The following is a 26,704-nucleotide window of genomic DNA, read 5'->3' on the forward strand; positions in this document are numbered from 1 at the left end:
CGCTCGTGCCGAGCGGTCGATTGACTCTTTTGCTTTAATGCCGTACAGGAAGCTTATATACAGGCTCCATAGCATCAAGGATTTTCACCTGAGTCTTTCAATCCTAGTTCTACCACATTTTTATCAAATATCAAGTCGAGCACAATGTTAGGAAACATAACTAAATATCAGCAAATTAGTCATTATGGCTCAACTCATGCCTAAAATCAGGGGACGATCTCTGGTTTTTCGCTAATGCGGTCAGCGTTTTAGGCTTTACCACTATCGGATGTTAACATAACAGATCTACATCTCCGAAAAAGCACCTGTGACTCTTATCATGTCTGAACCCGGTCTTATTTTCTGGAGATATCCGATCGACAAAATATTTGGGTTTTAACTCGACCTCTAAATACCTGACATTAGTTCACGCCGTACCTAGTTTTGATTGTAAATTTACAATTGTGCAGTTTGCAGGTGAGCCGCTTCAGCTTTTGTCCGATACACTCTTGGACGCACAAGCACTCTCATCACCTTGGTTTTTTTCCCGATCCCTGGCGCTCCACCCCGTATTTTCGTACATCAAACCGGTTTATGCGAAAGTCATAACATTATTTACTTGCTCGATCGCACACTGCACCGATACAATAATCTTGTTAGCAATTTTTGAGTTGGGTGCGTAACTCAGTTGGATAGAGTAGCTGCCTTCTAAGCAGCGAGCCGCAGGTTCAAGTCCTGCCGTACCCGTTAATAAAACCTAATAACATCAATGCTTTGAGCCGTTCTTTACCGAAAAGGAGAGAGCGGCTCAAACCTTATTTGTTGTGCGTTTGTTGTGCAATTGTTGTGCAAGACAAATGCACAACAATTGCCTGTCTGAGACAGGTGGTATCCCGGCATCCTGTCGGTAGACACGGGTTAACTCTCTGAGCCTAATATTTCCAAGAACGTCTCCACGTCAGCCAAGTCCGCCCTCGACTTTTTACGCCGCGCTTTTAACTGGTTGAGCAAGTCGGCCGGCTCTGGGAATTCTGCGACGGTCGAAACCGAGTTTCTAATTTCCTCCCGATCGCCCCGCACTTCCTTGAGTTCTTGCTCCAGCATCTGCACCTTCAGTCCTAAATCGCCGTTGCGCTTGTGTAACTGATTCAGTTCTGCATCCCATTCTGCAAGCTGCTTGTTGGCTGCTTTCAATTCCTGCCTGAGTGATTCATCGTTGCCGTCACTCAGGCACTCAATTTTCCCAGCCGTTCCTCAATGACGGCCATCCGCTCCATCACGGGGTCAAGGCGATCGGCTACAGCCTTGTCTACAGTTTCTGCCACAGTTGTAGACAAATCTGTAGACACGACGCTGTTATTGTTTTGTGTAGACAAATCTGTAGACATTGTAGACGTGCCTGAGACTTCCCTGAGAATGCGCTGTGCAGCTTGACTAACCGACTCCCCCTCTAGTCTTTGAGCTTCTATCCAGTTCAAGAAATGACCGGAAGCCCTGAACGATACGACTTGACTTTGACTCATTGTAGACACCTGTATACAGCATTTGTCTACAATAACCGACAACTGTCTACACTGTCAACATATTGTAGACAAAATTTGTAGACATAAAAATCCCCCCAATTAAGGGGGATGGGATTCAGCCATCAGTCATCAGTGGTCAGTCGGCGACTTCCAAGTCTTTAGGGTCAAGCCATGTGGTAAAACTTCCGTCGGGCTTTACGCAAGTAATCTGCCTGTACTTGTCGATCGCATCCACCACCAACTCTAGACCCGCTAACTGTTCGGCGTACTTTGTACCGACGTAACGGACTCGGAGTCCTTTCTCAGCCTTTACAGTTTTGGGCGGTGTAGTACGTTGTGAACTTGGGGGTTGAGAAGTTTCTAGGCAAGTGTTAAAAACGTCCCCAGTGTCCCCAGTAAGGCTTAAACCATTACTCTGTAAAGATTTAAGGGTGGGGACGTTAGTGTCCCCAGTACGTCCCCAGTTGTCCCCAGTTGTCTCTAATGAATCAGGCAAAACAGTATTTAATGGGGACGATGGGGACACAGTGGGGACGGCTGTGTCCCCACCTGTAACCGTTACTGTGTTTGCTTTCCAGCCTACTGGGGACACTGAGGACGTTTCTGTGAGAGAAAACAAAATATTTTGCCCTTTGGTTGTAATCTCTCCGTACTTCATCTCCACTAATTCATCCAACCACTCTCGTATTTTTTGCGAACTGGGCCGATACTTTGCGTTAAAGGACTTACTAATCTCTCGCCCCGATACAGTTCCGCCTCTGTCCTTTGTTAACTCCATGATTTTGACCAAATTGCTTTCGAGAGCGTTAGGGCTGCAAACCTCAAGATTGATGCTCAAAGCTTGCTGCGTCGTATATTCCACCCACTTGATGGCGGCTGCTACTTGGGCAACAGGAATTCTTTTGGAAGGCTCAATCCCTAAATGAGCAGCATGGATGCAGTGCAATATCGTAGCGACACGGCCGACCTTCTCAGCAGCCTTACCAAGCATTGCCCGCATTCCTTGCTTGGGATGTTCAAACTTCAATCGCTGGCAGTGGTTGTAGTAGTCAACGAATAACTTTTTAGCGTCCTCTTCCAAGTCAAACTGCATCACCGGGTTAGCGTCCATCCTTTCGTAGAGCGCTTGCAACATCGGATTTATGTCTATTGAAGGCAAGCCCAAGGTTATCTGAGTTAGCGCCGGGGGTTGCTGTACGAAGTCGAATCGAGCAAAGGTTCCGTTACTGTCATTGCCATCCCCCAGAAAAGGTTCCAAAACCTTGGGTTGAATATTGCCATAGATAGAAAGCGATACTGCCCCCACATTGACCGTAGTGCCAGCAGCTCGAGCTATTACCGCACCGTTCCCGCTCCAGGCTTCAAGTAAGTCCTCTTTGTCGCTTCCTTTACCTCCCCGGTACTGGTTAGCTGAATTGAAAAATCCTGCGAGTTCGTCACAAAGCCAAAGTATTCCTTGGATAGGATTTCGACCGACCATGCCAGCTATCCCCTCCCAAGTTGCCTTTGTTATGTAGACAATCTTTTCTACAGGTGGCTCGGGCATGGGGCCCTTGTCTTTGTCGTTGCTACTTTTCCAACTGTCGAGTTCTTCTGCGTGGGCTTTTTTCTCGGCATCAAACCTCTCTTGACACTTTGCCCGCATAGCCGCTAACGGGTCTGAAATCATGGCATTCAATACTGGGGTTTTCATTTGAGAACTCTCGGCAATCAGCGCCCCGAAGTAGCCGAAAGTGCGACAGCGGTATCGATTCCATTCCTCTACCAGCATGGTGCTGCTGCCATTCTTCAGGAATCTTAAACTCCCACAAATCAGCGCTAGCGCGTAGCACTCAGGCTTAAGATTCATCCGCTTTGCCACTATCTCGATCGGAGCGGCCAAAGATTCTGGGAAAATCTCGGAAAGCTTAACGCTCGCAGCTTTTGACGCGAGTAATTGTTCTACTCCAATCCTCGTATCTTCCTTCTGAGCTTCTTGCTCTAGCTCCTCTTCCAGCTCTGAGTACAGCGAGCGAATTTCTTGTGGTTGCCTCCCGTATTTTTGAGAAAGAGTTGTGATCGCAACCGTCAGGTCGGAACGTTTGAGATTTTTCTCCAGCAGTTGATGGACTTCGGTTTTGAGCTCTGAAAGTTCGCGAGCTTCAAATTTTGGATGACTTACAACTTTTTGTGCCTGCCGGGGAACCTCAAAGACTTTCTTCTCTCCGATCGCCGCTCTGATATCCTCAGCCGTTATTTGGTGTTGTTCAATCCAGTCAGCAATATCTAACCCTTTACTCTTTGGCAAATTTTCCCAAGCTTTGGAGTTTGGGTATGGGTACAGCCAGAGCGCGTCGGGGAATTGTTGATGAAATAGTTCAGCGTGTTTGATTCCCGGTTCGTCACGGTCGGGAACAATCACAACCTTTGCACCCTGTAAATCGCTTGTGTCAGAGCTTCGCCATTTTCCAGAGCCACCGATATTGCAGGTAGCGGCAAAACCTAGCGCCCGCAATCTGTCCACATTATCTTCACCCTCAGCAATGAAAATAAGCTCATTATTTGCGATCGCCTTTCTAACTTCGGCGTAGCAATAAACAGGGATACTTTCACGCGCTATTCCCTCAGTGCCTCCTATCCAGCCAATTTGCCGAGAACTCTTACACTTACCCCAGCTCTGCTGGCTCCAATCAGCATCACCCTTACCATTCTTGCCACCTTTCCCGTCATCGAATCGTGTAACGCGGATAAGTGGGGAACCGTCTCGGGCGGGATATTCCCAGTGGCGAGTCTGGCGGGGACGGATTGCTTTTTTTTCTTGCGGGCGGGCGTAAAAAACGTGGCCGTCTTTGTCTGCTTTCGAGGTTGCTTCCCAGCCGACAGCGGGCGGTTGTTCACGGCTGCAGACTGAAAGCTCGCCGATAAAGTAGCACCAGTCAGGCTTGCCACAGTGCGGACAAGGATTGGATTTGGTTACACGGACAAGATTTCCACGAGTGCTTGAAGTTTGCTCGTTGTTGGGAGTAGAATTGTCGTACATGGAATTTAGCTCGCCCTACGCGAGTTTGAGCAAAAGCCGTTCTTCTTCGTCGCCAAAACAGAGAGAGAGCGGTTTTTTGCGTTGTGTATAGTTTTAAGCCATTGGGTTAAATATAGGCGACTGGCTCTAGTCGCCTACCCCGATTGCAGCTAGAGGGTTAGGAGACTAAAGCGGGTAGACAAGGAGGGCGATTGCTATCAACGGCTTCGGCTCCCACTCTTGTCATATGCGCCTCCTTACTCCCCCACATCAAGCCGTAGATCAGGGAATCACTTCGGAAAAGAGCGCGTAACACGATTCTACAACACTCTCTCTGATTGCAATCCGATGAAAAAGTAGCTGCGAGAATGACCGACAACCCTATAGGGTTCCCCAAAACCATGCGTGCGATCTGCCTGTAGTTTGCGAGCTGTTACTATCCTGCGATCGAAGTGCAGAAAAGTAGCATTAGGGCTACCCGTCAAACCCTATAGGGTTGCACAAGTCCACGCTCTTTTTCTACGTCACCTATCTGCTTTTTTATTTTGGTTATACCGGGTATTACTCGCTCCGGTAGGTCGCGGCCGGGAGGCAGACCACAAGCCACCAGCCCCTCCCGGCCCACGTCAAACGCTAGGGTGTAAAACTAGCTAACCAATCTCAAGTCGCACTCCCTGCTCGGTTCCCCGTCATAGCAGGGGTAGCAAGAAGAAGCGCCGATGGTGCTGTGCGACCAGCAGACAAAATATACCCAGGTCTTAGCATCTAAACCCGATTCACGTTCTGGCAGCCATCGCATACCTAAAATCTCACCAAAATCAGTAGCAACTTCGGGGGCACCGTCAGCTTGGTCATCTTCGTCATACTCCCAGTCACTCGCTATCAAGTCACCAATATTGAACTTGGGCAGCGGATATTTTTTGGGAGCTTCAGAATCAGTCGATCGCTTCACCGCTGCCGTTGTCACAGCAGTTGCAAAAAGTTTTCCCAGCATACTGCGACGCGAAAATGCGGAAGTTTGCAAGTCTGCACTAGACAAGCGTCCTGAAAATGACATAATAATTTAGCTCCAAACGTTGGGAAATAACGATTTGGGGAAGCCGTGGTTAATCTGGTGTTACAAGCACCGGGTTACCGCGCATCAATCTTCCTTGTCTCTACGTTGCAGGTTTTTGGCTACTGTGTCAAGGGGTGAATTGTAAAGTTTTAGGCAGAATTTCAGGACAAATAATATTAACAAAAACGGCAAATATAGCAGCTAACAAATCATTATTAACTACTATATTTTTCTGGTTTAGTGGTAGCTTTAGATTTCTGGAACCTGTAAATTGTGCCTGCTGCCCGCGTAGTGTTTGTAAATAATCTCTGGGCTATTACCTACCCACTGCGCTATATCTTTTGCATCAATCCCTTTGTCCAGGCAAAGAGTGATAAAGGTATGGCGAGTCTGGTAAGGGACGCGATACTCAAGCTCTAAACCTTGTAAAATCTTCTTCCAAACTCTCTTACGAAAATTATCCTGAACAATGAAGCCGCCTTCGGCAGCGGGAAAAACCAAACTATCAGAATTACGGCTTAATGGTTTGATGTCCTCAAGTATTTGGTGCAGTTGACCGTTAATCTTAAACCTGCGAAATGATTGCGTTTTCAACCCTTCTTTGCGAATTCGTCCTCCCGGTGACTGAACTACAGCTTCTCGAAAAAGGACAGTCTGCTTATTGATGTCAACGTTTTTCCACTGCAAGCCGATCGCCTCGCTGGGGCGGCATCCTGTGTAAAAAAGGAACTGCACGTAAGCTGCATAGTTACTGTGCAGATGATTCCTTGACGTGAAAGGATGGCAAAACCGATTCGTTTTGAATGCTTCAATGATTGAGTCTCGCTCGGTTGCGGTAAAAGGTTCTATCTCCCTGTCCCCGGTGTCAGTTTTTTTAGAGCGAGGAAGTTTTATCTCTGAAGCCATGTGGGCAAAAGGGTTAACGTCAATCAGCTTGCTGTTTTTTGCCCAGTCATAACAGGTAGAGAGTTGAGAGATTAATCGCTTCGCCGAATCGACTGTCAAATGTGCCATCGCCCAATCACGAACCGCGACTGCATCCATTTCCGGCAAATTAGAAAGTTTCGCCAAATGATTTCTGGTCGCTTGTAATTGGTGAGCCAGGTAAGACGGGCTAACTGACGCTTTTTTGAAATCGATGTATTTGTCCCAAGTCCCCAACAAATTAAGTGGTTGACAGCTTACTGACTGGCTGACTTTGTTAAGACCTGCTAAGGCTGCAACCAGTAGCTTTTGCTGTTCGTTAATGGTTTGAGCTTGGATTTTGGCTAGCTCTATCATTTGGGCTATGTCGTGCTGAACATCTGTCATCATTTCCGACCTCCAGTAGCAATACTGCTAGCGTCGGAAATGATTAAGAGTTGCGACTGCCCTTGGGAGGGTCGCACCAAAATTGGCATAATAATTTAGCTCCAAACGTTGGGAAATAACGATTTGGGGAAGCCGTGGTTAATCTGGTGTTACAAGCACCGGGTTACCGCGCATCAATCTTCCTCACCATTTACGATCGCAGCTTTGCTCAAACCTGTCAAGAGAAGTGGAAGTGAAAGTTACTTCGTCTACTACTTCCTGGGAGGAAGTGCTGGAAGTGCCATCGGAAGTGGTAGAAGTACGCAATATCAATACTTCCGCTACCACTTCCTCACTTCCAAGGAACGCACGATCGCAAACTTTAACTGAAATTTCCACGGTTCCGCTGGAAGTAAGAAGCACTTCTGGAAGTGGTTTACTGAGAGCCGAACCGCCTAAACCAGACGCTGAACCGCTGAACCGTTCTGCTACAGCCTAAACTAGAATCAACATATTAACAACATCAAAGCGGGCGTAAATGCTCCAAAATTTTGTTGTCTAAATAGTGGGAATTAATAATACTTTCCAACGTATCACACCAGCGAGCAATTACCGCAGATGGGATACCTTGCGCTAATTGTTCGCTAATAAAAGTATCGCGACAAGAATATGGGGTAGTAAGCTTGTAACCAGGTTCCCGCGTCTTGTCAGTGATAGGTACAACTATCTTGTGCCAAGCTCTTTGAGAAAAATTGCTGTAGTTGATTGCCTCCCCAGTTGGAGAAGAGAAAACCAATTCTTTAGAATCAAACTGTTTTGGCTTAATTGACACCAAAAATTCTTTCAACTCATTATTGCAAGGGAATTTTCGGTGTTTATTATTTTTACTGCCCTTACTCTCAACAGCTTTCCCCTCAATGAACTGAATACTGCCGTTGAACAAAACGTAAGAACAGTCTGGTGAGATATTCCCCCAAGTCAAACCAATAGCTTCGCTAGGACGGCAACCCGTTAAAAACCAAAACTTTACCAATGGGTAGTATGTGTGGTAGCAGTGTCCGGGCTTATTTTTGTGAGACTCAAAAGCTTGTAGCACCAGCGTCTTTTCTTCAGTGACAAAACCATTAGGGGCGGGGTCGTTTTGCCAGTTGTACTTAGGCAAATCATTAGCCATATCTTTGTAGGGACTAACAGGCAAAGTAATCAACCTGTGCTTGATACCCCAATTAACAGCAGCATTTAAGTGGGTGAGAATGCGCTTAGTCATGTCCCCCGTTGTTGTCCCTAAAAGAACTTCGCGAACTTCTAGCGCTTGCAGAATATCCGAAGGACACTTGGCTATGTGTCGCCCCAACGTAGTCTGCAAGTAGTGCAAAGACTTTGGCTTGAGCGTGTTCTGCTTGTAGTTTAAATATTTGTCCCACAAATCTTGCAGTGTCAGACCTGGTGTCCCAAATTTAGCCTGTACCAGATTGCTGTGTTTGTGGGGTTGGACAGGCTTGTATTTGCTTAAATCATTTGGGTCAAACGTCCCTGTGAGGATGTCAAGCTCAATCTGCTTAGCCTTGCATTCTGCGATCGCCCGGTTTTCCAAAGTGTCCGCCAGACCGATATACAGAAACGTATTTTTGCCGGAATAAAGCTCGCGGGGCAAATGAAGACGTAGCATACCTCGGCTTGCCATCACTCCTACAGTCCCCTTTCTCCGACGCTGAGATTGGTTTATTTGCACGATTGCGCCCTCAACTCTACAGGCCTACAATATCAAAATGTTGTGCATTTGTTGTGCATTTGTTGTGCATCTTGGTTTGGTTTGGCGTGACTAAAGGTTGAAAGACTTACGCACAGGGTAATACAATAATTTGACGCTACTGCCTTCTAAGCAGCGAGCCGCAGGTTCAAGTCCTGCCGTACCCGTTACACAAACTTAATGATATCAACGGTTTCAGCACTTTTTTCCCGAAAAGGAGAGAGCGGTTGAAATCTTATTTGTTTCGGATTTGTTTCGGCTTCGAGCATCCCAAACAAATCCTTCAAAAAGCCCCGCCTGCCAAACCAGGGCTCATCTTCCCGCAAGCGGGCGATCGACACTGCTACCCTTCTGAGTGTATGTTTGCCATAGCCGATGTGGTATCATAACAAGTCTATTGTGTCAATAGCCTAGAGCCTGCGATGTTCAAACAGCACCAGCAGCAGGTTGTAGGTCGATTAGCCCTCAGGGGTTATCCTTAGTAATCAGGCTAGTTTCCGACAGGTTTGGATATGTTCCCAACAACTCTATTTCATATTCCCCAAAATTTAATGCTATTACTCGACCGCAGCGCGATCGACCGATTAGAGCCCCTACTCGCGCAAGCAGCCGGAATGCCTATAGTTGCATCGGAAAATACGGCAACAATTGCGCTCGTATTAGTTGCTCTGGGAATTCTGGGTTGGGGATTTTATCGCGCCAGACCTTTTGGCAAACTGGGAATTTTGGCTTGGTTGCAGTCAGTTGCGCTGATGAGTCCCTGGTTGCTGTTCTTTGGTTTATTCGCCGCCGGGATTTACCTCAATCTAGTTGCGGTATTGTTGCTGCTGGTGGCATCCACGGGATTGTACATTTATCTGGGCCGGCAATTGCGTAAGGCTGCATCCGATGCAGTGCTGCGATCGCCCCCCGATGCTGCTGAGGTAAAGTCGCAAAGCGATGCTTTCTCGGCCCCTGAGTCGCAGCGACCACCAGGCCCAGAAACCATTAAGATCGTCACCTCGTCACCTGCGAATAATGAATCAGAAATAATTCCCGTTCCAGTTGAAGACCTCAAGGCAATTAAAGGCATCTTTGGAATTGATACTTTCTTTGCCACAGACACGATTCCCTATCAAGATGGGGTAATCTTGAAAGGCAATCTCCGGGGAGATCCAGAACAAGTACACTCACGTTTGACGGCAAGTTTGGAAGAAAGATTAAACGATCGCTACCGCCTATTTTTAGTAGAAAATCAGGACGACAAGCCAGTAGTTATTATCTTGCCCAGCACCAACGACCCGCAGCCAACTACCGTATCTCAAAAAATTCTAGCAGTCGTGCTGCTGCTGGCAACAATTGCTACTAGCTTAGAGACAGGCGGTTTGCTGCTAGGTTTCGATTTCTTTAACTCGCCGACTAGATATCTAGAAGTTCTGCCAATTGCCGCCGGAATTTGGGCGGTTTTAGGCTCTAGCGAAATCGCTCGCCGAGTGCTGGCAAATCGGTACAAAGTTGGCTTGAGTTGGCCGTTTTTTATACCAACTTTGCAGATAGGTTGTTTTGGAGCGATCGACCGTTTTGAGTCGCTGCTGCCCAACCGTAAAGTTTTGTTTGACATCGCTTTTGCCGGGTCAGCCGCTGGGGGAATAGTTTCTCTGCTAATGCTGGTAACGGGTTTGCTTCTGTCTCACCCCGGCAGTTTGTTTCAAATTCCCGCAGAATTTTTCAAGGGCTCGGTTTTGGTGGGAACTTTGGCAAAAGTGGTTTTGGGTTCGGCCTTGCAGCAGCAGATTGTTGACGTTCACCCGCTGGTAGTTATCGGTTGGTTGGGCTTGGTAATAACAGCGATTAATTTGATGCCGGCGGGACAGTTGGACGGGGGTAGAATCGTGCAAGCCATCTACGGTCGGAAAATAGCAAGTCGCGCTACTTTGGCGACGTTTGTGGTGCTGGCGATCGCTTCTTTAGTTAATCCTTTGGCTCTGTATTGGGCGATCGTGATTCTGATTTTACAGCGGAATCTGGAGCGGCCGAGCCTCAACGAGCTAACTGAGCCTGACGACGCTCGCGCGGCTTTGGGTTTGCTAGCTTTGTTCTTGATGATTGCTGCGCTGTTGCCGTTGACTCCGGCTTTGGCGGGCCGTCTGGGAATCGGGAACTAACAGTAGCCGCGCGTCTTTGGTAATAGGCTCTTGGGTTGCGGTAAATTAGTGGAATATAGGAATTGAGCGATCGAACTGGGGAAATTCGGGCGATCGGGTTCCTAACTACTAATTTCCAATTAAGATCCCCGCCCTGGGCAATTTATCTATTACCAAAAGTTGATTTTTTTATAACCCAAAAGTTGTTTAAACTTGATAGATCGAGTTTAAATAACTTATCTGAGCCTATAGGATAAAGTCATGGCTAATCAACTTCCTCCTGTATTGGTAACTTTTGATGCAGATGTTTTAATGGCTGGCAGAACTCAAGTTTGGCAAGAATATGCCAAGGTGGGAACTTGCTATATCCCGGAAGTAGTGTACGACGAAATAGATCGTCTGACAGGGCAAGCGGTGGAAAAAGCTCAAGAGCAAGTAGCTAGAGAGTTTATGCGCTTTTTTGCCGACAGCGGCTGGATTGCAACTGACGCTCAGGAAACACACCGAGCTCTGGAACCTTCGATCAAAAATCAAAGCAAACCAGCAATGCTCGTGGTAGCCACGGCTCAGTGCGTTTACGGTTTGGCTCAGGAACACCCCGACACTTTGGTGATTTTTGTGTCCAACAGCCAGCCTCTGCTGAAGCGGCTGGCTTCTGTGGGGGCTGCGAATCTCTGCGGGATTACCGGGGCGATGCTGTTAAATTGGGCGAGGAAAGGGGAACGCCCGCCGGCGGCGACTCAGCAATTGCAAAGTTTGATGCGCAGCCTCGCCGATCGCAAATCGACTCAGCGCTCTAACAGCAGAATTCAGGAGGCTGCGGTAGGCCAAACGGGGGCTTCTGCTAGCAACTTAACGGGGACGCGTGGCGCTTCTGAATTGAAGTCGTCCAGCAGTTTTAGTAAAACTCATAAAACGGGTTTGACTGAGATGCGCAGTGCGAGTTCCCGCCCCAAAACGCCGTCCCGCAGTCGCGAGGAGTCCAGAGATTACGAGCCGGCTGTATATCGGCTGAAACATATTACACCTCCGCCAAAAAGGAACAGCGGTTTCCTGTCTAGTGCGTTCAATTTTTTGGGAGCGTTATTTTTCTTGACGGTAGCGGTGGGTATTTTGTGGCGAGTGTTCGATGTTAAGGGTTTTAGAAAGACTTTTGTGCCGGCTCTACCGCAGCCTGTGCAACAATTTGTTAAGTCGATCGACCCTAAATAATCTGGTTTTCTGAAAATTCTACCTTCAGATCCGGCTGACTTCTGCCTTTGGAAACTGGGATAGCACGCGAGGCTAACAAATTGGTTCGCTCCCCTAAATATAGCGTTAAGCTACTCGTGGCGCACCCTACGATTAGAGTTGCTGCCCTTAGTCCGCTGAGAATTTTCAACGGCTACTATCAGAAGAGAAGATGAACGCTTTACTTTACCGCTCCAAAAATCCCTCGTCATGCTGAACTGGAACCAAATAATTAGTGGATTAGCACTGGCTTTTGCGGGTTTTGCTTATGCTTTAGTATTTTTTGTTCTTCTTCCCTTCAGACAGTACGATTATGCAGCACCACTTGGGGCAATAGTAATGGCGATCGCCCTCACTGTAGCAATGAATTGGTTACTATCTGCATCGTTGCTAACTGGGTGGAGTTGGGTGGCTGCATTATTTGGTTTTCAGGTAGCCCTCATATTTTTTGGTAGCGTGTTTCTGGAAGATGGGCTGTACCTGCCAAATTTGTTGTTTTTTGGAACTATGAGCGTAGGATATGCGAGCGTTTATACCAGTTTTTCACAACAAAAAACACTGGTAATTGTGGGTTTATGTACAGTATTTTTTCTAGCTTCAATGTACTTATCTTTGATGGGCAGCTATGTGCTCAAAGGCAAAAATCCGTTTCAGGGTTCTTCTACCCAGATGCTTCCGCTGTTGAATCAAAGGGTAGAAATTCTCACCGACAATCCCAAACAATTGTATTTGAATGGCAAAACTGGCGAACTCACGCATATTGACCGTTATGAAGTGACAGTGAAACTAGAGCCTGGACGAGATGAGATATTGATGTGGCCATATGTCTATGTTTGGTGGCAGGAGATCAAGGCTGCTAACTAACAGAAATCTCAGTAATTTACATGAGCAATGCCCTAGTGAAACAGGTGGATGTAAATAATCTCAGACCCATAAACCTAAATAAATTTCTCTCTTTCTCTTATATTTTCGCTGTATCTTCTCTCTGCGTCAAGAGCGTCCTTTGCGGTTCATTCACTCTTTAAAGCTGGTTTAGTTCCTTCTACAGGTCGCACAATTGCGGGTTTATTGGTAGATGTTGCCTGAAAAAGTGCCTTGAGTGCCAAATTAAGATTTTCTGCCATGACGATGCGGTTTTCGTAGACAGCAATAACTCTGACTAAAGTTGGCAAACTATTGCGCTCGGCTTCTAAATAAAGAGGTTCCACATACAGTAAAGATTGTTCAATCGGAATTACTAATAAGTTTCCTTGATTTGCTTTGGAACCCTGGCGATTCCAGAGAGATATTTGTTCTGAAATAACAGGATCTTGGTTAATTAAAGCTTCTATTTGTTCCGGGCCGTAAACTAATCGCTGCTTGGGAAACAGATACAGCAGCAATTTTCCGTAATCGCTACCATCCGATCGCCCTGCAATCCAAGCAATTAAATTGTTGCGGCTTACTGGTGTAAATGGGAGCAGCAAAATAAATTCTTCTGCTGTTTCCGTTGGCAGTTTCGTAATTAAATAATACGGTTCTACGGGCTGCTGTTCGCTGCCATAAATTTCGTTGGGAACTCGCCACAAATCCTCCCGATTGTAAAATACTTGCGGGTCTTCCATATGATAAGTTAGCAAGCGTTCCGATTGAATGCTCAACAAATCTACTGGATATCTGATATGTTTGCGCAGAGCCGGAGGCATTTTGTCAAGGGGCTTGAAGAGTCCGGGAAAAATAGCAATCCAACTGTTAATAATGGGGTCGGAGGGATAGGCAACGTAGAAGTCAACAGACCCGTTGTAGGCATCAATCACTACTTTAACGGAGTTGCGGATGTAGTTAAACTCATGATTTCCCGGGTCAGAATACGGATAGCGATCGCTGGCTGTATAGGCATCGATAATCCAGTAAAGATAGTTGGGAGATTTATCAGTTGCCGAGGGTGAAGCCTTAATCTCATTGCCATTTTCATCCTTTTCTTTTTCTATATCATCTTTGCTAAGATTGGCGTCTGCTACTACTAAATACGGGTCGGAATCGTAGCGCAAAAAAGGAGCTATTGCCCGGACTCTTTTGTTAATATTTCGGCGGTACAGCAATTTAGTTTCTGGCGTAAAATTGCGGGTCAGCGCCATTTGCCAATTTTTGAGATAATTAGCAAACAGCCAGCGCCGCCACATAGAGCCGATCGCAATTCCGCCCCTACCGCTGTAAGTATTGTAAACATTGTCTTCGCCGCTGGGATAGTCGAATTCTTTGACTTTTGTGGCTGTCATCGCGTCTGCATCGGTTACTTCGCCGTAGTAAATTCGCGGGTAGCCGATCGGAATACTGGCCCGAATTCGATCGCTCGTTATTTCCAAAGCAGTCTCTCCTTTCTGGGCTGCAACTCCAATATCTTTGACCAAATAATCGGGTAAACCGCCGACACCGACTGTATTTACGGGAGAAAGAGTAAAGCCGTAACCGTGAGTGTAAACCAGGTGTTCGTTCACCCAAGTTTGAGCTTCGGGGACAACTGCTGTGTAATCTAATTCCCGCGCTGCCAGAAGCACTTGTTGGCTTTCCGCATCTCCATTTTTTGTTTTTTCATTTTTGATTGTGTAGCGATCGATATCGGCATCAGGGAATGTATAATAGGGTCTGATTTGCTGTAACTGTCGGTTGGTTTGTAGCAGCGGTAGTTTGTCCCACAGCCGGATGTTGCTAATAGTAAGTTTATTTTTTTCTAAGTCGGAATAAGTAAGTTTTCCGACCGGATCGAAAGTTTTTATTTCAATTTGTTTGAGGTCAAAGGCTTCTTGAGTAAAGGCAATGCTGTGCTGGATGTACGGCTGTTCTCGTGCTAGTTCGTTGGGTTTAACTAGGAGTTGCTGCACAATCGTTGGCAGCAGCCAACTACCCAAAAAACTTAAACTTAGCCATGCTAAAATAATTTTTTTTATGAGTTCATTGTTAATTTTGATTTGGCAAACCTGGCACAGCATCAAAAGTGCGATCGCCCCCGCCAAAATACTCAAAAATTCATAACAGGGCAGCCGCACCGTCACGTCAGCATAATTTGCCCCGTAACTAACGTCTCCCCGCGAATACAGCAATGCGTAGCGCCCCAGCCAGTAGCGGAATGCGGCGGCTAGCATTAAAGCTGCACCCAAGCCGTACAAATGCCGCTGCTGCGAGGGAGAAAACCCCAAAAATATCCCTTGACTCAGGCTATTTCTCGACAGCAAATATGTTAAAGCACAAGATACTAAACTGTACAAAAATACAACTGTCAGCCACAAGCCTAGCAACTCTAAGATTGGCAAAATAAATACATAAAAGCTAATATTTTGATTAAAAAGAGGGTCGGTTGTGTTAAAATTAGTAGGGTTCAAATATTGCAAAACGTTTGTCCAGCGACTGGCGGCAATCAGCCCGATCGCCAAACTGAGAAAAAGGGCGATCGCCCGCAGGCAAAAATCAGGCTTAATTGCTACAGCTAACATTGTCCCCAGCAGCAATCCCAACTCCCACCAGCGAGAAAATAGGTGCACCCCTATTTGCTGGATTGACTGTATTCCCAATTGCACCGACGGTGCAGGCAACTTGTCAGCTATACCAAAATAAGTGAGGCTATTTGCAGCTAACAGCCCGCAGTGAATTACTGTGAAAGTTGCGATCGAACTCAATCCGAATACCGCCAACAGCAGCCAGGAAAAGGTAATTTGAGATTTAGCAACTGGTAATTCGTAATTCTTCCCCGTTTTGTTCGCCCTCAGTGAAGCGAATAGGGCGCCCGCAACCGGCGATTTCATTTTCTCTGTGGGATGCTGCAGGCGGCGGGCTAAAGCCAAATTTCCGAATAAAAAGGCAGAAGAAACAGCAATTGCGATCGCCCCCAGCAACCCTTGAGTTTTCAGCTTTAACAAATAAACTTGAAGATATCCAACTTCCTGAAACCACAGAATTTCTGCCGCAATGCGGGAGGCAAATTCAAAAACCAGCCATACCCCCGCAATCAGTAGGATTATTTGATAAATTCGCCTATTAGTCATTAGTTATTAGTCATTAGTTATTAGTCATTAGTTATTGGTTGAATGATAACTGATATCAGGTTCGAGCAATTTACCCTCCCGAATGATGCTTTTGCCGCAAGGGTTAGAGGCATTTTTATTCATGGTAATTGACCGGACATAATATGACTTCTGCTTTCCAGTCAACGGCTAACTGCTTTCCTGTCAACTGAACTAATGACTAATGACCGATGACTAATGACAAACTAGCTGTACTGCTGATTGACATCCACATCCAAATTAAACAGTGTTTGCAAAGTTTGCATCGCTTGCCGCCGCGCCTCAATATCCTGCTGAGCGCGCAACTGTACCATCGGATCGTGCAAAATCTTATTCACAATCCCCCTTGTTAAAGATTCAATCACATCTTGATGTTTCTCCGAAAATTCCGAACCAAGACGCGATAAAGCTTTTTCTAACTCTTGTTCCCGAATCAATTCTATCTTATCCCGCAAACAGCTAATTGTAGGAACTGTTTCCAGACTGCGCCACCAGAGATCGAAAGCCTCTACTTCCTGTTCCAGCAAGCCCTGAGCTTCCATTGCCATTTTGCGGCGGGTTTCGTGATTTTGAGCTACCACTGCTTTCAAGTCGTCCACATTAAACGATCGCACATTAGCGAGTTCGTTCGCATCCGAGTCAACGTTGCGCGGCACAGAAATATCCACCAACATCAAAGGGCGATTTGGGTCTAAAGCAGCTTCCAATTTAGCTTTATTTAACAGGGGATCGGTAGCTGCCGTACTGGTGAAAACCAAGTCGGAACCGGCAATTACCTGCATCATTTCTGAGAGCTGATACAGGTGCAATTCAGCATCTTTAAACTGGCCGGCCAACTCCAGGGCGCCCCGCACAGAGCGGTTGACGATCGAAATATGGCTAGCTCCTTTTGAGAGCAAATGCTGCACCAAAAGCCGCGACATTTTGCCAGCACCGATAATCGCAATTTTGCTGCTTCCTAAATGCTGACCCTTCATTTGAGCCAATTCTGCCGCCGCCGAACTGATCGAAACTGCACCGGTACCGATGCTAGTTTCCGTGCGAACTCGCTTCCCTGCTGTGAGAGCTTGCTTGAACAAGCGCTCTAAAATTCTGCCTACACCTTTGTACTGCTGGGCGAGTTTGTGAGTTTGTTTCACCTGAGCCAAAATTTGTCCTTCTCCGAGCACCAAACTGTCTAGCCCAGAAGCGACTCGCATCAAGTGCATCACCGCATCTTCGTGCAGCAAAATAAACAGGTGAGGGCGCAAAGACGGCAAAGGAACTTTACTGCATTCGGAAAGGAACTGAATAACCTCTCGCACACCAGGCTCCGACTCGCTGGTAACGATATAAATTTCTAAGCGGTTGCAAGTGCTGAGGATGGCAACCTCTTGAATGTGCGGGTAGCCGCGCAATTGGGCGATCGCCGCTTCAACTTTCTGTTCTGGAATGCTCAGTTTTTCGCGAACTTCAACCGGCGCTGTTTTGTGGCTGAGACCTACGACTGCAATATTCATATCTGTGATTTGTCACTATTTCTTTCTTAGTTGTTAACAGTCACCTGCTATTAGTTATTAGTTTATCGCTAATTGCTGATCATCGGTGACTGTTAACAGTTAACTGTTAATTGTTAACATTTAACTGTTAACAACTAACTAATCACTAATTCAATTGCAAAGATTTCGGCTGGTCAAACATATGGATTGTATCCACAAACCGAGCTGTTTTCGACTGAGAAGAAATTACCAAACTTTCAGTGCGAGCGCCGCCGCCAAAGAAGCGAACTCCATCCATCAGCGTTCCGGGGGTAATCCCGCAAGCTGCAAACAGAACTGTTTCTCCAGATGCCAGCTCTTCAGCATTGTAAATCTTGTCTGGGTCTGTGATGCCCATCTCTTTCAGGCGGGCAATATTGCTTTCTTTGCTTTCACCGATCAAACCAGTTTTGACAACAGCCGGATCGTAAATTAACTGCCCTTGGAAGTGACCGCCCAAGCAGCGCATTGCTGCTGCGGAAATCACACCTTCGGGTGCTGCGCCAATACCCATAAGTGCGTGGATGTTGGAACCAGAAAACGCGCAAGAAATCGCTGCCGAAACGTCGCCGTCGCTGATCAGCCGAACTCTTGCACCCGCTTGCCGAATTTCATTAATTAAACCTTTGTGCCGATCGCGATCCATCACGACCACCACCAAATCTTCAATACTGCGGCCGAGGCAATCAGAGATAATATGGAGGTTTTGGGTTGGCGTCTTGCGAATATCTACATGATTCCTAGCAGCAGCAGGAGCAGCCAATTTGTTCATGTAGAAATCGGGAGCAGCAAACAAACCACCTTTTTCAGATATTGCCAAAACTGCCATCGAACCGTTTTGACCGTAAGCAACTAGGTTAGTACCTTCGCAGGGGTCAACAGCGATGTCAATTTCGATCAATTCATCTAGGTTGCAGATTTCTTTGGCATCTTCGCGGGTACAAATACCTACTTGTTCGCCGATGTAAAGCATGGGTGCGTCATCGCGTTCGCCTTCGCCGATCACGATGCGACCGCGCATATGAATTTTGTTCATGCGCTCCCGCATGGCTTCTACAGCCACTCTGTCGGCTTCATCTTTTTCGCCTTTGCCCATCAAGCGAGCGGAAGCGATTGCTGCCTGCTCAACTACTTCGATAATCTCTAAACCGATTACATTGTCCACGAACTAGATCCTCTCAACTTCTGATGCGTGCCTTGTGCTCTTTTGCACTCCCAGCAATCAAGTTTATCAGAGGCGGGGATCTGTGCGAGCGCAAGCAGTTGGTTAGTTTGTGTTAACTTTTGCTTCTTTGAGCCTGGGGCTGGAAAATCTGAGTCAAACAAGCTCAAGGAGCGATCGCCCCCATACTTCACTCTTGCTTGGGGGATCGCACGCTGGCCCAGTCTGAGCGGGAACTCGCGGGTTTCCGGAGGTTCCGGGGGATCGATCGGCGGTTTCAGGCAACTTGTCATCCCGAGTGCCGTTAAAGGTTTTATGATTAGTTTGCGATCGCAAGATTCCTCAGGAACCCGGTTGCTGACCGAATCGATCGTTACTAAACCCAATATTTTAGTATAAACCGGGTTTTTGAGGGTCAGTCCTCATGATGGATGACAAATCAAAAGGACAGCCCCAAATCGGGACGCACTAGACTTTATAAGCAGGAAGCAATAAAAAATGATGATGAAAGCCCAAGATATTATGACCACAGATGTTGTTACCATTCGCGGTTCGGCAACTGTAGCTGAAGCAGTGGCGATGATGAACGAACTGTGTTTGCGCGCGTTAATTGTGGAACGCCGCCACGAACAAGACGCCTACGGCATTGTCACGGAAACGGATATTGTTTACAAAGTAACAGCCTACGGAGTAGACCCGCAGAAAGTCCGCGTCTTCGAGATTATGACCAAACCGTGCATCACGGTGAATCCCGACTTGGGCGTGGAATACGTGGCGAGGTTGTTCGCCAATACCCGAATCCGCCGAGCTCCGGTGATTAAAGACAAACTGCTGGGCATTATTTCAGTAACGGATATCTTGACAAAAAGCGATTTTGTCGAGAAGCCGAAAAGTGTTTTATTTGAGGAAGAAATCGAACGGGCGATCGGGGATGCCAGAACTATCTGTGCCGAGAAAGGCGCTACCTCTAGAGAGTGCGCGGTAGCGTGGGATATTGTAGAGGAAATGCAGGCTGAGGCTTCTCACCAGCGATCGATGAAGCTTGAGAAAACGGCTTTTGACGAGTATTGCGAGGAAAATCCCGAGGCGGCTGAAGCGCGGATGTACGAGAGTTAATTTAGTTATTAGTCATTAGTAATTAGCTATTAGTTATCAACTCTTATTTAAAGATTGATAACTAATAGCTAACAATCGGAAATAGCTGGTTTTCGGCCAGCCTCACGAAAAATAAAAATCTTAAGTGTTTGGCTCAGTCATACAAAACACGTTGAGCTTATTCCCATCAAGATCCCGAAAATATCCCGCATAGAACCCCGGCAACACGCCTCTTGGTCCCGCAGATCCTTCATCCTTAGCCCCAAGTTCGATCGCTTTGTTATAAACTAAGTTGACTTTTTCTGGACTGTCAACTTGAAGAGCTATCATTACTCCATTGCCAACAGTTGCTGTGTTACCATCAAAGGGTTTTGTAATAGCAAGTGCTGGTCGATCGGGAGAAACGCTCCATGCGATAAATCCGCCGAATTCCATAAATCGTCGAGCGCCAATTTCAGCAAGCAAAACATCATAAAACTTGGCTGCACTTTCAATATCGTTGGTACCGAGTGTAACGTATCCGATCATATTTTTTTCCCTGATTTTAAGATGAAGAAAAGTCTTTGAGAAAATAACCAGTGAGTTAAACTGTGGCTGATTGAACCAAAGCTACAACTCAAAAATCATCTTAGATTATAACTCACACTAGCTCGGTTTTGTCACTTCCAATGATTATAGTGAAAGCAAGTTTATTTGCCTGGTTTTACAGCAGGCGGTGCTTAATTATAGATTTATTCTATTGGTTGAATGCACTCTGGACTGTCTTTAGTTGGACTGTTGACGATCGCACTCACCGCCTTTGCTTTCATGGCTTCGGGAGCATACGGCTTTAACAGCGGCAAAACTTCCTGAGCATTTTTAACAGAAGGATCTAGCCACTGTTCCCAATCGCTGTCGGAGAGAATCACCGGCATTCGATCGTGCATCGGCTGCACTGTTTCGTTAGCAGCGGTAGTAATTATAGTGCAAGATACAATGTTTTCTGCTTCTGGAGATTCCCAATTTTCCCACAAACCGGCAAAAGCAAAAGGTTCGCCGTCTGCCTTTTGAAAATAGTAAGGCTGTTTGTTCTTTCCCTGCTGCTGCCATTCGTAGAAGCCGTCAGCGACTATCAAACATCGCCTGTGCTTGATGGCGCTGCGAAAAGCAGGTTTTTCGGCTACAGTTTCCGATCGTGCGTTAATCATGCGGCTGCCTATTTTGATGTCTTTTGCCCAACTGGGAATCAAACCCCAGCGCATAAATTGGAACTGTCGCTGAATTTTTTCTGGTTCAACTGTTACTGTGGCAACTGATTGAGTTGGGGCGATATTGTATCGAGGTTTGATGTCGGGAACTGCCGAGAGTTTGAAGAATTCGGCTATGATTTGACCTGAAGTAGTTAAAGTGTATCGTCCGCACATAATTTATAATTGGTATTAACAAAAAGGTAGATTGCGATTTACCGTTGGGCGGGGCGGGTTTTCGAGATTATTGGTGTTAAGCAAAGATGGTTTGTCAAACGCGCCCTCAGAGACATTGCTAAATTGTGGAACATTCGCAGACAACCATTCGGCGCGCAACTTTTCAATAGCTAACTCTTTAAATTTAGCTTCTACTTCAATCCAAGGAGCCTGATAATAGCAATTAGGCATTTCTGTAATTAAATCGCTGTGGCGCGGGTCGGCAAAAAATTCTCTGCCATTCGATATGTGCACTAATTGCCATTCAGGAACAGACCAAGTTGTGCGGGCTGCTGCGAGCATTTCGGGAACGCTGGGGTCGTCGTAAGTTTCTAAATGTTCGTGAATGACGTGGTGGTGGGCGTCAAAAACCATTGGTACGCCGGTATCGAGACAAACTTCTAAAATTTCCGAGGAACTGTAAGCGTATTCGTCATTTTCAAAGGTTAAGCGCGATCGAATGGATTCTGGCAAGTCGCGGATGACTGATTTGAGTTGCGAAGTGCGATCGCTCTTGCCGCCGTGAATGTTCATCAGTGCCTGGGGCGATCGGGGCTGTCCCAACATATCTAAAATTAAAGCATGAGTCGCAAGAATTTTAATGCTGTTTTCAACCACAGAAAGCTTGTCGGAACTGAGGACGACAAATTGATCCGGGTGGAGTACCAAACGGATGCCCAAAGACAAAGCGCGATCGCCCGTCTTCCGCAATTCCTCAATCATGGACTGTAGCACTGCTTCCCCCAAATCTGTATCTGCAAAAGGGAACAGTGCAGAAGTCATGCGGTAGAGCTTAATGTGATTAACGGAACAGAAGTCGATCGCTTTGTCAAGTCGTTTTAAATTGTCTGTATAAAGCTCGCGCAATACTGTTTCTTGTTCAATTTCCGAAAGCTGTAAAAGTCGCTTCCGCGTGACAGTGCGAAAGCGAACTGCATCGGATGTTGTAATGCAGACTAACCCAAATTCCGGCAATTTGTCCTTTTCCAATACTTGGTTAATCCCGCTCATTTATCAATAATTCCTAACTTGAATTTTAGGTTAAATAGTTTTGTCGTAAGGACTTTAGTCCTTTGTCGTGAAGCTGTGAGGTACTGCTAAACCTGCCTAAAGAGTCCGGCAGAGATTGAAATCGCTGGCGGACTCTGGAAGTGCAAGATGTAATTAGTAGAAACCTAATTTTTATCAAACCTCTAATCAACCGCGTCGCAGATAGCATATCGATGCCAATTTAATCGATATAACTATTGCTGTTCTTCGCCAGACTCAGCCTCTTCGTCGGGCCGCGCGGTGGCAACAGGATTTTCCATTGCTTCGTTATGGAACGGATAACCGGATGTTTCTTGATTTAGCGGGTCAGCGGGTTGGTCGTCAGGGGATGTTATTTGACCGTTAGTGTTGGTATTGGGTTTTGTGGAAGAACCTTTATGGCTGGCGTGACCGCTGCTCATCTTTTTTTCCTCAATTAGGTTTATGGAACAATTTCTAGCTTAGACTTAGCTGCTGCGGGCGATCGCCTATCTTAAGTCAGAGATGTTGCTTAACTGTTGAGGATGCTATAGCACTCCTCGCCTCAATTGTGAAATCTTTCTCTTCTCTTCTCAACATAGCCGTCAAGAAAGTCTTTGCGGTTCGTCGTTCACAAAAAAAGCCAGTTGCGCGTTTTCCGAAAGGATAGCTATATCTCCTAATTTTCCTCATTTCCCCTTTCCAATCAACTGCGCAAACGCCCTGACCTGAGAATGCTAATAATCAACCAAAAACCCAAAAAACTCGCCGCCCCAAACAAACCAGTGCTCAGAAAAGATAGCTGAGAAGTTTGCGCGTTAGAAGAAATAATTGCAGCCCCTACAATCAGCGAACCCACAACAATACTAAAAGAAAGTCGGTTCGCAGAATCCCCCAGAGTGCGGCGCAGCGGATCGAGTTCTTTTAGTGTCAAGTTCCACTTCAAAGTTTCCGAAGTAACCCGGTCTAAAAGCACTTCCACCTGTCGCGGAGATTGCAAAGATAAGCTTTTCAGATCCAGGGCTGTTCTCAACAAAGCTTGGATCGGATCGTCTCCTAATAACTGACGCCGAAACATATCGGTCATCAGCGGTTTGACCTGCTCTACAATATTAAACCGGGGATTAAAAGAGCGCGCCAGTCCTTCCAAATTAGCTAGAGTTTTTGCATACAAACCGAGATTGCTGGGCAGCCGAATTTTATTTTTGCGGGTGATTTCCAGCACCTCATAAAAAATTTCCGACAAGTTCATTTGCGACAAGCTCACATTGTAATACTTGCGGAGCATTCGAGCTAAATCGTTCTCTAGATTAACTAAACTTGTCGGCTGAGCAAATTCTGCCATTTCCAAAGTTAATTGAGCGCAGCGCTGAGCATCTAAATCGACAATTGACAGCAACATTTCTGTCAAATTTTGCTGAGTGCGCGGGTCTAATCTGCCGACCATGCCGCAGTCTAGCAGGGCTATCCGGCCATCTTTGAGATAAAATAAATTGCCGGGATGCGGGTCTGCGTGAAAGAATCCGTCGATGTACAACTGCTGGAAGAAAACGCGGCAAAGCAGCGTTGTAATTTCTTCGCGTTCGGCATTTACATCTCCTTTGTGGCGAATTCCTTGCAAATCGCCTAACAAAATTGGGACTCCGTTCAGCCACTCCATTACTAAGAGTTTTTTTGTAGTTAACTCCCAGTTAATTTCTGGTAAGACAACTTGTGTGGGGTCAAACCAGCGACTTTTAGATAAATTGCGGCGCAGTTCGTCTGTGTAGCTGGCTTCTTGAATGAAGTCGAGTTCTGCACGCAGGGCGATCGCAAATTCTTCTGCTAAGGCGACAATATCGTATTGTTGACCGAAGTCTGTGAGCATGACAAGTTCTGCCAAACCTCGGAGTACGGCGATATCTTGTTCGATGACAATATCAATACCGGGGCGCTGAACTTTGAGGGCGACTTCGCGGCCGTCTTTTAAAGTAGCTTTGTGGGTTTGGGCGATCGAACCTGCGGCGACGGCTTCAGTGTTAAATTTGGCGAAGGTATTTTCGAGAGATTGTGTGAGTTCCTGGCGGACGATTGCTTCTACTTGCGACCACGGTACGGGCGGCACTTCCGCTTGCAGCGTGGAGAGGATTTCGATGTAGCTGGCCGGTAAAAGGTCGGGACGGGTGCTCAGCAATTGCCCCAATTTGACAAAAACTGGGCCTAATTCGACGAGGATATTGCGGAGAACTGCTGGAGTTGGGAGACTGGGTGCGTCGGTTTTGCGACCGGTTAGGAGGCTTTTCATGTAGTCCCAACCGTTGCGGAAGACGACCTCTAGAATTTCTCCTTTGCGAGAAGTGTTTTGAACTAGGCTGAACAAGGGGCCTCCGGGTCGATCGGGTTTAAGGGCTATATAACTACTAGGATAGCGCTGTTAACCAAGCTGACCAGTGTCTTGAGGAATAACTTAGGGGAAATAGTGGGAATGGGCGTGAGAACTTTGGGGTGTGGGGGCGATCGATTTTTGGCTTTGGCATACTCCTCATCGTTTACACTCTTACAGCATTTGATAATCAGATACAGGTTGCTGATGAATATTTTTCTTATTTGTTGTTAGTTTATGTAGCTAAAATCCTGTGCTACTTATAGTTAATAAAACAAATTGAATTGCACAGGATTGTCTAGAAAAGCTAAAAAAACTTTTGCATCTCCTAGTTGTAAAATATATTGAAAAGATGTTGCCCTCTGTCGATTCCGCAGAGTGGAATAAGTTTATTGAGAAACAGCCTAAAGTATTTTTACCAGAAAGCGACTGGCGATTAAATAAAATCCCAATCAAGTGGGAACAATTGCGATCTCCCATTTAGACAGGATTCCAGAACGATGCCAGAAGCGGAGGTACTGTTCTAGTTCCTGAGATAGAACGTTAATCCCTTTTTCATAGGTCGTTTCTAACAAATGTACAATTGGTTTGAGTCCCTTCCACGTCATATTTGCAGCCGAGTTGACCGCTTGCGGCTTCCCGTTAAATTTTGGGCTGCATTGAGGAATGTCGCGAATGATCATTACTCAGCATCTTCTGGCTTTTTTGCGATCTAAAAAAGAGGAGAGGCAATCGCCAATGGTGGCATTGCCTCTCCTCTATTGGGCTTGGGACCTTATTTTTTCCCAAGTCCCCAACTATTAAGCGTTCCTAAAGAAGGATTAATCAATCAGTTGCGGCGTAGGAACTTGTGCATTAATCTGGGCCTGAGAAAACGAGGGCAGGGCCCAAGTTGTCTCACCCGCTTTAAAAACTTTAGCAGGGGCAACATTCAATTGAATACCACCCGTTGCTGGATTCGTTGTAGCAACTAGCTGCGTACCATCTACAACCTTAATAGCAACCGGTTCAGCCAAAGAAAGTGGCTCAGTCGCCGGGCCTAAAGTAGCTTGAGTCTCTGCTGGCAAGTAAATACCATCGCAATCCCAATCATCATCTGTAATCTCACCGGCTGCCAGGAAATAAAGTTGCGTCGGCGATTTTTTGGGCTTATTAGCATAAACTGCCAGCGTTTGCCCGGTTTCATTACGACACTGAGCCCGCTTTTTAGCAGTTTCGATCACGTACTTCTGCATTTGCAATTCTGCCAACCGCTGTTGGTACTGTTCAGGCGTATAACCCGCAGTCGAAGGATCGCTCTGAGCAGACAAAAGTTGATTCAATTCCTGTGTCACTTCCGCATAGTCAGCCCCCTTTGTGAAATCCTTGCCGGCCCAAGAAGGCTGAGCTACAGCTAAGTTTACGAAAAGCACTAAAGCCACCAGAATTACTTTGAAAAACTTGCTCATTTTTGTTGTCCTTTGTGTAAGAAATCAGAGTTTGTTCTTAGAAAACCCCTCCACTTTGCTGAAGTTATAAATTATTTATTTTTCAACTTCAGCAAAGTGGAGGAAACTTGAACCCTAGTTTACCTCAAATTTTTCGACTTGAGGTGCAGTCTCTAACGATTGATAACTGTCTTTAAGCAATATCAGCAGCCACAAGCAACTGATAGCTAAAGTAACTACCGTTAAACCGCGATCCTCTAGAGTATGGCTATCGAGCAGGATCAGCGTACCCAGACCCATTAGAACGAAGGGAACAAGGGAATTACCGTAGCGGACAAGTAGGGTCGCGATCGCGCTCATGCGAGTTAGTTGATACGCCACATAACACCAGACACCCACTAGCAAGAAAAAGACGCTCAGAATCACTAGCAGGCTATCCCAAGTGCAGTTGGCAAACAACGGGACATAAATCCCCACATTATCACCTCCATTAGCAAATGTCACCGCAGCTACACTATAAGTTTGTGGCGATAAAATACTAGCAAAGATAGTGGATGGAGGCGAATCTGTAGCTGTATTTTCATCATCCGCCTCTGTATCTCGATTTAGCAGGCGGCTGACTCCAATCTGGAGTTTAGACTAAGCACAAATTTACTCAGAAGGAGCTGAGTAGAAATTATGGTGAATTTAGAGAGAGATTCCCA

At 46.3% G+C, this 26,704-nt stretch carries 24 protein-coding genes and 1 tRNA gene; 7 read left to right on the forward strand and 18 right to left on the reverse strand.

Features of this window, described 5'->3' with window-relative positions; translation table 11 throughout:
• Positions 1–652: 652 nt before the first annotated feature.
• Positions 653–726 (forward strand) — tRNA-Arg (locus QUA13_RS07650).
• 171 nt (positions 727–897) lie between these two features.
• Here the strand turns inward: QUA13_RS07650 and QUA13_RS07655 are convergent.
• From QUA13_RS07655 to QUA13_RS07675, 5 genes are all read right to left on the reverse strand, one after another.
• On the reverse strand, positions 898–1,173 hold the full coding sequence (locus QUA13_RS07655; protein WP_333197752.1) for a flagellar alpha dynein: 276 nt from the start codon (positions 1,171–1,173) through the stop codon (positions 898–900).
• Between the two features lie 32 nt (positions 1,174–1,205).
• On the reverse strand, positions 1,206–1,502 hold the full coding sequence (locus QUA13_RS07660; protein WP_333197753.1) for a hypothetical protein: 297 nt from the start codon (positions 1,500–1,502) through the stop codon (positions 1,206–1,208).
• A 136-nt stretch (positions 1,503–1,638) separates the two neighbouring features.
• Positions 1,639–4,521: a DUF3987 domain-containing protein gene (locus QUA13_RS07665; protein ID WP_333197754.1), complete on the reverse strand. Its 2,883-nt coding sequence runs from the start codon at positions 4,519–4,521 to the stop codon at positions 1,639–1,641.
• 625 nt (positions 4,522–5,146) lie between these two features.
• Positions 5,147–5,557: a hypothetical protein gene (locus tag QUA13_RS07670; protein ID WP_333197755.1), complete on the reverse strand. Its 411-nt coding sequence runs from the start codon at positions 5,555–5,557 to the stop codon at positions 5,147–5,149.
• 249 nt (positions 5,558–5,806) lie between these two features.
• On the reverse strand, positions 5,807–6,871 hold the full coding sequence (locus tag QUA13_RS07675; RefSeq protein ID WP_333197756.1) for a site-specific integrase: 1,065 nt from the start codon (positions 6,869–6,871) through the stop codon (positions 5,807–5,809).
• Positions 6,872–7,100: 229 nt separating this feature from the next.
• Here QUA13_RS07675 and QUA13_RS07680 point away from each other — a divergent pair, with 229 nt between their 5' ends.
• On the forward strand, positions 7,101–7,346 hold the full coding sequence (locus QUA13_RS07680) for a hypothetical protein (RefSeq protein ID WP_333197757.1): 246 nt from the start codon (positions 7,101–7,103) through the stop codon (positions 7,344–7,346).
• 24 nt (positions 7,347–7,370) lie between these two features.
• On the opposite strand, the gene QUA13_RS07685 is transcribed toward QUA13_RS07680, so the two are convergent.
• On the reverse strand, positions 7,371–8,516 hold the full coding sequence (locus QUA13_RS07685; RefSeq protein WP_333197758.1) for a tyrosine-type recombinase/integrase: 1,146 nt from the start codon (positions 8,514–8,516) through the stop codon (positions 7,371–7,373).
• Between the two features lie 248 nt (positions 8,517–8,764).
• Positions 8,765–8,938 carry a hypothetical protein gene (locus QUA13_RS07690; RefSeq protein ID WP_333197759.1) on the reverse strand — a complete coding sequence of 58 codons (174 nt, stop codon included), beginning with the start codon at positions 8,936–8,938 and terminating at the stop codon, positions 8,765–8,767.
• A 171-nt stretch (positions 8,939–9,109) separates the two neighbouring features.
• Between QUA13_RS07690 and QUA13_RS07695 the strand changes: the two genes are divergently transcribed.
• The 3 genes from QUA13_RS07695 to QUA13_RS07705 all read left to right on the forward strand — a co-directional run bounded on the left by QUA13_RS07695 (position 9,110) and on the right by QUA13_RS07705 (position 12,814).
• Positions 9,110–10,741, forward strand: a complete 1,632-nt coding sequence (locus QUA13_RS07695) for a site-2 protease family protein (RefSeq protein ID WP_333197760.1) — start codon at positions 9,110–9,112, stop codon at positions 10,739–10,741.
• A gap of 240 nt (positions 10,742–10,981) precedes the next feature.
• Complete coding sequence (locus tag QUA13_RS07700; RefSeq protein WP_172190888.1) at positions 10,982–11,932, forward strand: PIN domain-containing protein; 951 nt, start codon at positions 10,982–10,984, stop codon at positions 11,930–11,932.
• A 228-nt stretch (positions 11,933–12,160) separates the two neighbouring features.
• Positions 12,161–12,814: a hypothetical protein gene (locus tag QUA13_RS07705; protein WP_333197761.1), complete on the forward strand. Its 654-nt coding sequence runs from the start codon at positions 12,161–12,163 to the stop codon at positions 12,812–12,814.
• Positions 12,815–12,960: 146 nt separating this feature from the next.
• Here the strand turns inward: QUA13_RS07705 and QUA13_RS07710 are convergent, their stop codons facing one another.
• The 3 genes from QUA13_RS07710 to glpX form a co-directional block, all read right to left on the reverse strand.
• The gene (locus tag QUA13_RS07710) at positions 12,961–15,969 is read right to left on the reverse strand and encodes a UPF0182 family protein (protein WP_333197762.1); all 3,009 of its coding nucleotides are present in this window, start codon (positions 15,967–15,969) and stop codon (positions 12,961–12,963) included.
• Positions 15,970–16,193: 224 nt separating this feature from the next.
• Complete coding sequence (locus QUA13_RS07715) at positions 16,194–17,486, reverse strand: glutamyl-tRNA reductase (protein WP_333192731.1); 1,293 nt, start codon at positions 17,484–17,486, stop codon at positions 16,194–16,196.
• Positions 17,487–17,631: 145 nt separating this feature from the next.
• Entirely contained in the window at positions 17,632–18,669 is a 1,038-nt protein-coding gene (gene glpX / locus QUA13_RS07720) for a class II fructose-bisphosphatase (protein WP_333197764.1), read from the reverse strand.
• Positions 18,670–18,696: 27 nt separating this feature from the next.
• On the opposite strand from glpX, the gene QUA13_RS07725 reads away from it, so the two are divergent.
• Both QUA13_RS07725 and QUA13_RS07730 read left to right on the forward strand, forming a co-directional pair.
• On the forward strand, positions 18,697–19,065 hold the full coding sequence (locus QUA13_RS07725) for a hypothetical protein (RefSeq protein WP_333197765.1): 369 nt from the start codon (positions 18,697–18,699) through the stop codon (positions 19,063–19,065).
• Between the two features lie 99 nt (positions 19,066–19,164).
• Positions 19,165–19,782, forward strand: coding sequence for a CP12 domain-containing protein (locus QUA13_RS07730; protein ID WP_172190894.1), 618 nt, complete (start codon positions 19,165–19,167; stop codon positions 19,780–19,782).
• A 120-nt stretch (positions 19,783–19,902) separates the two neighbouring features.
• Here the strand turns inward: QUA13_RS07730 and QUA13_RS07735 are convergent, their stop codons facing one another.
• The 8 genes from QUA13_RS07735 to QUA13_RS07770 form a co-directional block, all read right to left on the reverse strand.
• Positions 19,903–20,289 carry a VOC family protein gene (locus tag QUA13_RS07735; RefSeq protein WP_333197766.1) on the reverse strand — a complete coding sequence of 129 codons (387 nt, stop codon included), beginning with the start codon at positions 20,287–20,289 and terminating at the stop codon, positions 19,903–19,905.
• A 203-nt stretch (positions 20,290–20,492) separates the two neighbouring features.
• Complete coding sequence (locus tag QUA13_RS07740) at positions 20,493–21,164, reverse strand: SOS response-associated peptidase (RefSeq protein ID WP_333197767.1); 672 nt, start codon at positions 21,162–21,164, stop codon at positions 20,493–20,495.
• A gap of 15 nt (positions 21,165–21,179) precedes the next feature.
• A complete protein-coding gene (gene uvsE, locus QUA13_RS07745) occupies positions 21,180–22,214 on the reverse strand; it encodes a UV DNA damage repair endonuclease UvsE (RefSeq protein WP_333197768.1) in 1,035 nt (344 codons plus the stop codon).
• A gap of 233 nt (positions 22,215–22,447) precedes the next feature.
• Positions 22,448–22,654 (reverse strand): hypothetical protein, encoded by a 207-nt coding sequence (locus QUA13_RS07750; RefSeq protein WP_172190898.1) that lies wholly within the window; start codon positions 22,652–22,654, stop codon positions 22,448–22,450.
• 263 nt (positions 22,655–22,917) lie between these two features.
• On the reverse strand, positions 22,918–24,570 hold the full coding sequence (locus QUA13_RS07755; protein ID WP_333197769.1) for an AarF/ABC1/UbiB kinase family protein: 1,653 nt from the start codon (positions 24,568–24,570) through the stop codon (positions 22,918–22,920).
• 455 nt (positions 24,571–25,025) lie between these two features.
• A complete protein-coding gene (locus QUA13_RS07760; protein ID WP_333197771.1) occupies positions 25,026–25,181 on the reverse strand; it encodes a hypothetical protein in 156 nt (51 codons plus the stop codon).
• 213 nt (positions 25,182–25,394) lie between these two features.
• Positions 25,395–26,021 (reverse strand): hypothetical protein, encoded by a 627-nt coding sequence (locus QUA13_RS07765; protein WP_333197772.1) that lies wholly within the window; start codon positions 26,019–26,021, stop codon positions 25,395–25,397.
• A 114-nt stretch (positions 26,022–26,135) separates the two neighbouring features.
• Positions 26,136–26,627 carry a cadmium resistance transporter gene (locus QUA13_RS07770; protein WP_333197774.1) on the reverse strand — a complete coding sequence of 164 codons (492 nt, stop codon included), beginning with the start codon at positions 26,625–26,627 and terminating at the stop codon, positions 26,136–26,138.
• Positions 26,628–26,704: the final 77 nt, after the last annotated feature.

The sequence above is a fragment of the Microcoleus sp. S28C3 genome, from assembly GCF_036700785.1.
Classification (GTDB): domain Bacteria; phylum Cyanobacteriota; class Cyanobacteriia; order Cyanobacteriales; family Microcoleaceae; genus Microcoleus; species Microcoleus asticus.